This is a genomic window from Streptomyces sp. GbtcB7, from assembly GCF_019091445.1.
Lineage (GTDB): Bacteria > Actinomycetota > Actinomycetes > Streptomycetales > Streptomycetaceae > Streptomyces > Streptomyces mirabilis.
Map to the genome: position 1 here is coordinate 1 of NZ_JAGXJM010000111.1, position 2,527 is coordinate 2,527.

General features: G+C 60.2%; 1 protein-coding gene. It reads left to right on the forward strand.

The features are described from left to right. Window positions 1–662 precede the first annotated feature (662 nt). The gene (gene ltrA, locus KVT44_RS55385) at window positions 663–2,420 is read left to right on the forward strand and encodes a group II intron reverse transcriptase/maturase (RefSeq protein WP_217576816.1); all 1,758 of its coding nucleotides are present in this window, start codon (window positions 663–665) and stop codon (window positions 2,418–2,420) included. Window positions 2,421–2,527: the final 107 nt, after the last annotated feature.

Here is a 2,527-nt window from a genome sequence, read left to right on the forward strand (position 1 = left end):
AAGGTGCGACACGAAGTCGCACACGTTAAGTGGGAAAGCCACGAAGGGAGCGAAAGCGTGCTGACCCCGGATTAGTGTCTGCAATCCGTTCCCGCGCTCACATGCGTCGCTGGTAACAGCGAGGTGTGAAGCTGAGTGTTCAAGCCCAAGGGTTCCCTGGCCATCGGGGAACAACAGGCGAGGGAAAGGCTGGACGGGTGAACAGTGTGAACCCCTGCTGATGTCTCGTAAGGTTGAAGCCGCCCGATGGTTCGTAATCAGCGGCTACAGAACCCGGCGTTGGAACACGCCAGGCGACTCCCGAGGACTTTAGATCGGGAGGAGGACACCGCCGGTTCCGGGATAGAGGGGGCACCCACCCCAGCTGCAACTTACGTGTGTGGAACGTGGAAACCCCGTTGGAGTCCGGGCTCTGGCCCGGTAAGCCAACCGCAAGGAAGGCCCAACTCTCCAGCGGGAACAGGATGGCCCAAGAAGCGAACGCCGGTCGACCGAAAGGTCGGAGGAAAACCCTGGAGTCCTTCAACCCAGGCTATAACTCGCCGGATACAGGTCTGAATGACCTGACCCGCAAGGGTGCCCACGTGGGCCGGGTGAGCCTTTGAACCATCCCGAGTAACGACGCCAGAACCTTCCGGACAAGTTAGATGCAAAGGAGGAACATGCGACAGACAGCCCCTGCTGCCGGCCGCACCTCCGGAGTGAACGGACCGCAGGGCGACCCACTGGACTGGCACAGCATCGACTGGGCCAGCACTGAGGGAAACGTACGGCGCCTGAGACAACGGATCTTCAAAGCGACACAGGAAGGGGACCTCAAGAAGGTCCGCAATCTGCAAAAGCTCATGTTGCGGAGCCGCAGTAACACGCTCGTGAGTGTGAAACGAGTGACACAGCAGAGCAAGGGCCGCAAGACGGCAGGCATCGACAGGGAACGGGCACTCACCCCCCAGGCGCGTGCCCGCATGGCGGTCGATATTGGCCAGCAAACCCAACCCTGGAGAGCCAAGCCCGTCAAGCGGGTCTATATCCCGAAGAGCAATGGAAAGCAACGCCCGCTCGGTATCCCGGTCATGCGCGACCGAGTAATCCAGGCACGCGTGAAGAATGCGCTGGAACCTGAGTGGGAAGCCCGGTTCGAATCACGCTCCTACGGATTCCGGCCAGGCCGCGGATGCCACGACGCCATCCAGGCGATCTTCAGCACCGCGAAGGGCAAGGCGGCCAAGCGTCAGTGGGTACTCGACGCCGACCTGGCCGCAGCGTTCGACCGCATCGACCACGACCACCTGCTCGACGGTGTCGGCGGCTTCCCCGCCAGGGAACTCGTCCGCCAGTGGCTGAAGGCGGGAGTGGTCGACAATGGACGCTTCACTCGCACCGACGAGGGAACACCTCAAGGCGGAGTGATCAGCCCCCTGTTGCTCAACATTGCACTCCACGGAATGGAGGAATCCGCAGGCGTCCGGTTCGCAACCCGCAAAGGAAAGGTGATGTGGGCCGCGAAAGGGACGCCCATTCTGGTGCGTTACGCCGACGACTTTGCCGTGTTCTGCACGAGCAAGGAAGAGGCTGAGACGGTCAAGTCGCGAATGGGCATCTGGCTTGAACCCCGAGGGCTTCGCTTCAACGAAGAGAAGACACGAATCCTCCATCTATCGGAAGGATTCGACTTCCTCGGATTCAATGTCCGCCGCCATGGCGACAGCCTGATCATTACGCCCAGCAAGGATGCGGTGAAGAGAATCCGGAATCGACTGCGCTCCGAGATGCAGGCTCTCCTCGGGCAGAACATCACAGTCGTACTGCGCAGACTTTCCCCTATCGTCAGGGGCTGGTCTGCGTACTACCGGACGGTGGTATCCAGCAAGACGTTCTCAGCGCTGGATAGTTACGTTTGGACGCTCACCTACAAATGGGCCAAACGCACCCACCCGAAGAAGTCGAAGCACTGGATCGTCAGCAAGTACTTCGGCAGACTCAACCGGTCCAAGAACAACAACTGGGTCTTCGGTGACCGCACCACAGGTGCACACCTTCCCAAGTTCGCCTGGACCAACATCAGACGGCACCAGCTTGTCAAGGGAAAGTCCTCACCTGACGATCCCACGCTCGGTGACTACTGGAGCCAACGCCGCAAGACGCGCACACCCCCACCGATGGACAGAATCAGCCTGACTCTGGCAGCCCGCCAGAAAGGACTTTGTCCGCTCTGTGGTCAGGCGCTCATCGTCGGCGCGGAATATGAGCCAGAAAGCCCACGCGAGTGGATTGACTGGTTCGACGCGATGAAGAAGCGGTTGCACAAACACCACTTCACCTACCGGCGAGACGGTGGATCTGATGAAGTCAAGAATCTTCGACTCGTGCACTCCGAATGCCATCAGCAACTTCATGCACGCGATGGCACCACCAAATAGCAGATCCTGTGAAGCGTTTGGGCTTGCTTGAGCCGTGGTGCTTGGAAACAGGCATGCCCGGTTCTGAGGGGGCCGGGTCATGGCAACATGACCCGGCTACCCGACCA

Bases quoted from the DNA above. Each gene is read 5' to 3' on its own strand.
- ltrA (WP_217576816.1), top strand. From the start codon at position 663: ATGCGACAGACAGCCCCTGCTGCCGGCCGCACCTCCGGAGTGAACGGA.